The 5,639-nt window shown below is 69.9% G+C and carries 8 protein-coding genes; 5 read left to right on the forward strand and 3 right to left on the reverse strand.

All coding sequences use genetic code 11. The annotated features are described in order from the left end of the window. Positions 1 to 532, forward strand: a 532-nt coding sequence (locus KY469_22205) for an IS630 family transposase (GenBank protein MBW3665807.1), incomplete at its 5' end; no start/stop codon positions are given. On the opposite strand, the gene KY469_22210 is transcribed toward KY469_22205, so the two are convergent. The 3 genes from KY469_22210 to KY469_22220 are packed head-to-tail and all read right to left on the reverse strand — an operon-like array spanning position 529 to position 3,201. After that, positions 529 to 1,872, reverse strand: a complete 1,344-nt coding sequence (locus KY469_22210; protein MBW3665808.1) for a hypothetical protein — start codon at positions 1,870 to 1,872, stop codon at positions 529 to 531. The two genes, KY469_22205 and KY469_22210, sit on opposite strands and share 4 nt — an antisense overlap. Continuing rightward, on the reverse strand, positions 1,781 to 2,686 hold the full coding sequence (locus KY469_22215; GenBank protein MBW3665809.1) for a prolyl oligopeptidase family serine peptidase: 906 nt from the start codon (positions 2,684 to 2,686) through the stop codon (positions 1,781 to 1,783). The genes KY469_22210 and KY469_22215 overlap by 92 nt, the downstream gene beginning before the upstream one ends. A gap of 50 nt (positions 2,687 to 2,736) precedes the next feature. Continuing rightward, complete coding sequence (locus KY469_22220) at positions 2,737 to 3,201, reverse strand: VOC family protein (GenBank protein ID MBW3665810.1); 465 nt, start codon at positions 3,199 to 3,201, stop codon at positions 2,737 to 2,739. Positions 3,202 to 3,350: 149 nt separating this feature from the next. Between KY469_22220 and KY469_22225 the strand changes: the two genes are divergently transcribed. The 4 genes from KY469_22225 to KY469_22240 form a co-directional block, all read left to right on the forward strand. Further along, positions 3,351 to 3,944, forward strand: coding sequence for a carboxymuconolactone decarboxylase family protein (locus KY469_22225; protein ID MBW3665811.1), 594 nt, complete (start codon positions 3,351 to 3,353; stop codon positions 3,942 to 3,944). Further along, entirely contained in the window at positions 3,941 to 4,810 is an 870-nt protein-coding gene (locus KY469_22230) for an RNA polymerase sigma-70 factor (GenBank protein MBW3665812.1), read from the forward strand. Before KY469_22225 ends, KY469_22230 begins: the two co-directional genes overlap by 4 nt. Before the next feature lie 100 nt (positions 4,811 to 4,910). After that, positions 4,911 to 5,279 carry an amino acid-binding protein gene (locus KY469_22235; protein MBW3665813.1) on the forward strand — a complete coding sequence of 123 codons (369 nt, stop codon included), beginning with the start codon at positions 4,911 to 4,913 and terminating at the stop codon, positions 5,277 to 5,279. An 18-nt stretch (positions 5,280 to 5,297) separates the two neighbouring features. After that, on the forward strand, positions 5,298 to 5,639 hold a 342-nt coding region (locus KY469_22240; GenBank protein MBW3665814.1), incomplete at its 3' end, for an aminotransferase.

Here is a 5,639-nt window from a genome sequence, read left to right on the forward strand (position 1 = left end):
GTTGGAGCGCACCCAGCCGATCCTGCCGCTCAAGCCGGGGCTGGCCGAACGCCAGTCGCACGACTACCGCCGTCACGGCACCACCACACTGTTCGCCGCGCTGGAGGTCGCCACCGGCCGGGTGCTCGACGAGTGCTACGACCGTCACCGCGGGGTCGAGTTCTTGAAGTTCCTCAAGAAGATCGCCAAGGCCTACCCCGATGTTCAGCTGCACGTGATCTGCGACAACTACTCGGCCCACAAGCACGCCGACGTCACCAGATGGTTGGCCCGCCCCGCCAACGAGCGCATCACCCTGCACTTCACCCCGACCCACTCGTCGTGGATGAACCTGGTCGAGGTGTTCTTCGCGATCATCACTCGCCAGGCCATCCGCCGCGGCAGCTTCACCAGCGTGCGTGAGCTCACCGGAGCGATCCGCCGGTTCATCGACGCCTACAACGAACGCTGCCAACCGTTCCTGTGGACCAAGACCGCCGACCAGATCCTCGCCAAAGCCAACCGTCAAACCACGTCAGTTACGGACCACTAGGGCGCACGCGGGCAGTTCGATCGGCGCCACACGGACGTCGCCGCGGCGAGGGCCAGTAGTCCCAGTAAGGACCCTGCCGATCCGAACGGCGGACCCGTCGCTGGCAGCGACGGGGTGTCGTCCGGCGCCGGTGCCGGCAGGTCGGTCGTGCCGTCGCCCGGCGGTCCCCCCGGCGGTTCGAGCAGCGGCAGGGCCAGCTCGAGTCCGTGGACATCGACGACCGCGGGGATGTTGCTGGCCTGGTAGTACGGGGCGTCGTTGGCGACCACCTCGACCTTGATGCGGTGCCCGGCGGGGAACCGGTAGCCCTGTGGTGCGAGCTGGAAGTGCGCGCGTCCCTCGCCCGGCCCCTCGGCGACCCGGTACGTGAATCGCGTCACGAGCCCTTGCGCCGCGCCGTCCTCCTCCACATCCCACAACCGGACGCTCAGCGGGACGTCGGGCCCCGACGTCGTGAAGGCGATGTCCACAACGGGGCCTCCCATCAGCACGAGGTCCTCGGTGACCTCGAACTCGTAGGTGACCGCCGTGGGGTCCGGCTCCGACGGCTCCATGATCCGGCAGCCCGGGTAGCTGCCGGGCAGGGGCAGGGTCGCCGTGGAGATCGGGTCGGTGGCCAGCGCCGCCGGGCCAGGGGCCGCGGTGGAGGTCTGGCCTCCCTCGTCGCTCGTGAACGTGACGTGGTGGGGGTGCAGGTCGTGCCAGCGGTCGGCCGAGACGAAGCGCATCGGGGCGTCGTGATCCAGGCAGCGGGTCACCGTGGCGCCGACGTCGAACGCCGGGGTCTGCGGGCTGCGGTCGGGGCGCAGGAAGTGGTCGAGGAAGTCGTTCATCTGCGTGATCGCGAGCTCCCACTCGTCGGCCCGCTGTCCGGTGTAGTCGTGGCCGAAGTCCCCCAGGAACAGCTTGAAGGGGTACGCCGGATCGACCTCGTGGACCGTGTTCATGACCGTCAGCGGTTCGAACGCCGGGAACAGCGGATCCGTCAGGCCGTGGACCCAGAAGACCGGTACGCGTCCCTGCGGCGCGGTCGTGATCGGTGACTTGAGGTCCCGGTAGACACGGACGGCGCGGGCGACGATCGGGTCCTCGGGCGGGAAGGGGTTGCCCGCGAGCACGCGCGTGGCGTCGGTGATGATGTCGGACTCCGGGTCCACGCCGGGCGGAGCGAAGTGCCCGCTGGCGTTGCCGGCGGCGAGCAGCGCAGCGAGCGTGCTCTCGATAGGCACGCCGATCGGCGAGGTGACGTCACCGTGGGGTGGCGCATGCTCCCAGCCGTCCGACGTGCGGCCGTTCGGAGCCAGCACCTGGACCAGGTCGCCGAACGTGATCCGTGGCACGGCCGCTGCGAGCCGCAGTGGGGTGGAGCCGTCGGGGGTCGTCCACGGGGCGAGGTCCTCGCTGTCGCGGCCCCTCGCAGGGATCGGTCCCGAGCTCGGACGGCACCGGCGCGGCGCCGCACACCACCCGGTCATCGAGTAACGCGGTCACGAGCGTCGGGGCGCCGCCGTACGACCCTCCCGTCATCGCCAGACGCTCCGCGTCGGCGTGGCCGCTCTGCACCAGCGCCCCGATCAGCCACTGCGCGTCGCGGACCTCCCAACGCTTGTCGTCGAGGTGGATCCAGTAGTCGTACTCGAGGCACTGCGGCGCCGGCGTGAGGGGCGTGGACCCGGGGGTGTCCGGCCCGCAGGAGTCGCGCCACCCGCGGGCCGTGTAGTTGACGACCGTGTAGCCGCGCGCAGCGAACCAGATGTTGTTCCAGTGGCTGTTGGTCTGCGGCCGCTCCTCGGACTCGACGGTGTCGCTCTTGCCGGTCTCCTGCCAGACGGTCTTGTCGTCGCCGAACCCGTGTGCCATCAGCACCGTCGGTTGCGGTCCGGCGACGCCGCACGGGACGGTCACGTCGACCGACAGGGGCAACCCGTCGAAGCTGGGGACGGTCCCGCGCCAACGGACGTAGTGCACCGGGTCGGCGTCTTCGCTGACGTGCACCTCAGGTTCCAGATCGGCGCCGGGCATGTCGGCGAAGGGCATGTCGCCCGGCTCGCACGGCGGCGCCTGCGCGGACGCCGGGGCGGGGATGAGGATCAGGGCGGTCGCGACCACGCCCCAGAACAGCCGGAGGCTCCACGAGCCCGCCATCGTCTGCATCCGGATCCCTCGTCGTCGAGCGGAGTCCCCACGGATCGATCTGGCGGTCGTCACCCACCGGCTGCTTCCGCCATGCGGCGCTGCATCTCTTCAGGTGGGACGTCCTCGACGTGGGAGGCCACGTGCCACTGGTGGCCCCAACGATCCTCGAACGAGCCCGAGCGATCGCCGTAGAACTTGTTCTCGAGCGGCTGCACCTCCGTGGCGCCGGCCTTCAGAGCCTTGGCGAATGTGGCGTCGACGTCCTCGACGTACACCATGATCGACACGGGTGTGCCACCGAGCGCCTTCGGGCCCTTGTTGCCCATGTCCGGCGACTCGTCGGCCAGCATGATGATCGAGTCACCGATCTCCAGCTCGGCGTGGCCGACCTTGCCGTCGGGCGCCGGCATCCGCATCCGCTCCTTGGCGTCGAGCACGGAGGTGTAGAAGTCGATCGCGGCGCTCGCGCCGTCGACGTGCAGGTAGGGCGTGACTCGGGGGTAGTCCTCGGGTACCGCGGCGACCTCGTCCATCTCAGCGATCTCCTCTCCGCGCTCTGGCGGTTCCATGGGATGGGCATCCTCGCACGGCGGGTGGCATCCCCGTCAACCGTAGGTCCGGTGTCACAAACAGACCGCGTCCGGTGTCTCCATGTACGAACCCACCGACGACTGGAGGACGCATGGCCAGCAGCACCCGCATCCCCAAAACCGAGATCACCGGCCTCTACGGGGCGATCGTGAAGACGTTCAGCAAGAAGATGTTCGGCGACGTGCCCGAGGCGTTGGAGGTCGCGTGGCACAACAAGCAGGTGCTCAAGTTCGGCTTCGGGCTCGGCCTGAAGACACGCAGGTGGAACGAGTGCGACGAGAACCTGAAGTCGTTCGCCCACATGGCGGTCGCTTCGCTGATCGGCTGCAGCGCCTGCCTGGACCTCGGCTACTTCATGGCGCACAACGAGGGGCTCGACGAGGCCAAGGCCCGCGAGGTGCCGCGCTGGCGGGAGTCCGACGTCTTCACCCCGTTGGAACGGGATGTCATGGCGTACGCCGAGGCGATGAGCCAGACCCCAACGACGGTCACCGACGAGCTGTCGGCGCGGTTGCTGGAGGCTCTCGGGGCGCCGGCCCTTCTCGAGCTGACCGCCGTCATCGGGTTGGCGAACTACTACGCCCGGAACAACACCGCGCTCGGTATCGAGGCGGAGGGCCTTGCGGCCGCGTGCGGGCTGCCACCGCTCGCGGAGCCGGCGGCGAACGTAGCCTCGGCGATATGACCGAGGACCCGTTCGTCACCCATCGCAGCCTGCTCTTCGCCGTCGCCTACGAGATGCTCAGCTCGGCTGCCGACGCCGAGGACGTGGTCCAGGAGACCTGGCTGCGCTGGGCGGACGTCGATCAGGCTGAGGTGCGCGACCCGCGCGCCTACCTGGTCCGGATCGTCACCCGGCAGTCGCTCAACCGGCTCCGCACCCTGAGCAGGCGCCGCGAGGAGTACGTCGGGGAGTGGCTGCCGGAGCCGCTGCTGACCAGCCCCGACGTGGCCGAGGACGTCGAGCTCGCCGAGAGCGTCTCGATCGCGATGCTCACCGTGCTGGAGACGCTCGGCCCCGCGGAGCGCGCGACGTTCGTGCTGCGGGAGGTCTTCGACACGCCGTTCGACGAGATCGCCGCTGCGCTGGACAAGTCCCCGTCGGCGGTCCGTCAGATCGCACATCGGGCCCGGGAGCACGTGGCCGCTCGACGGCCGCGGATGCAGGTGAGCACGACCGAGCAGCAGGCCGTGGTGGAGCGGTTCCTCACAGCGGTCAACACCGGTGACGTGCAAGGCCTGCTCGACGTGATGGCACCCGACGTGGTGCTGGTCGCCGACGGTGGGGGCCTCGTGGCCGCGGTCCGGCACCCGGTCACCGGCGCGCAGCGGGTGGCCCGGCTCCTGGCCGGCATCGCCGCGATCGCACCCCGCGCCCGCGTCGGCACCATGTGGCTCAACGGCGCCCCGGCCGTCCGGATCGATCTCGACGGAGAGCTCGATACCGCGGCCAGCCTGGTCGTCGATGACGGCCGGATCACCCGCATCTACGCGGTCCGCAACCCCCAGAAGCTGGCCCGGCTCGGTGAGGCAGCCCCACTCACGAGGTGACGGGAGGACACCGAGCGGCCCCCGGTTCCCGCTGACGGGGGCGTGGCTGGTCTTTAGGATGAGACGTCCGGGGTAACCGCGAACGAGAAGGAGCGACGTCATGCCGACCGACCTCACCATCATCCTGGACAACCGTCCCGGCACGATCGCCGCAGCTGGCGAGGCGCTCGGGGGAGCCGGCGTGAACATCGAGGGGACCTGCGGGTTCCCGTGCGGGGGCGAGGGGATCCTCCACGTCCTGGTCGAGGACGCGGGAACCGCCCGCCAAGCCGCGGAGGACGCCGGTTTCGAGGTCCGCGACGAGCGCGACGTCGTCGTGGTGGACATCGACGACCAACCGGGAGCGCTCGGGGAACTGACGCGGCGGATCGCCGACCAGGGCGTCAACGTCGACCTCGTCTACCTCGCGACCGCCACCCGGGTCGTGCTGGGCGGCGACGACGTGGAGGGCATCCGGGGCGCGATCTGACCCCCTCGAGGTCGCCACGTGGTCCTCTCGCCCCAGAAGGACGCCTTCGGGATCCCTCCCGACGTCGCCTACCTCAACTGCTCGTTCCTCTCGCCGAACCTCGAGGAGGTCCGCGAAGCTGGCGAGCAGGCGATCGCTCGCACGTCCCGGCCGTGGGAGGTCGCCGCGGAGGACTTCTTCGAGGAGTCGGAACTGCTCCGGCAGCTGTTCGCCCGGCTGGTGGGCGGCGACGCGGACGGGGTCGCGATCATGCCGAGCGTCAGCTACGCGATCGGCACGGCCGCGGCCAACATCCCGATCCCAGCGGGCTCCCGGGTGATCGTGCTGACCGAACAGTTCCCGTCGAACGTCTACCCGTGG

The organism is Actinomycetota bacterium, assembly GCA_019347575.1.
GTDB lineage: Bacteria > Actinomycetota > Nitriliruptoria > Nitriliruptorales > Nitriliruptoraceae > JAHWKY01.

Coding starts and splice junctions, on each gene's coding strand:
- KY469_22220 (MBW3665810.1), bottom strand. CDS start 3,201: ATGGACGAGGTCGCCGCGGTACCCGAGGACTACCCCCGAGTCACGCCC.
- KY469_22230 (MBW3665812.1), top strand. CDS start 3,941: ATGACCGAGGACCCGTTCGTCACCCATCGCAGCCTGCTCTTCGCCGTC.
- KY469_22215 (MBW3665809.1), bottom strand. CDS start 2,686: ATGCAGACGATGGCGGGCTCGTGGAGCCTCCGGCTGTTCTGGGGCGTG.
- KY469_22235 (MBW3665813.1), top strand. CDS start 4,911: ATGCCGACCGACCTCACCATCATCCTGGACAACCGTCCCGGCACGATC.
- KY469_22225 (MBW3665811.1), top strand. CDS start 3,351: ATGGCCAGCAGCACCCGCATCCCCAAAACCGAGATCACCGGCCTCTAC.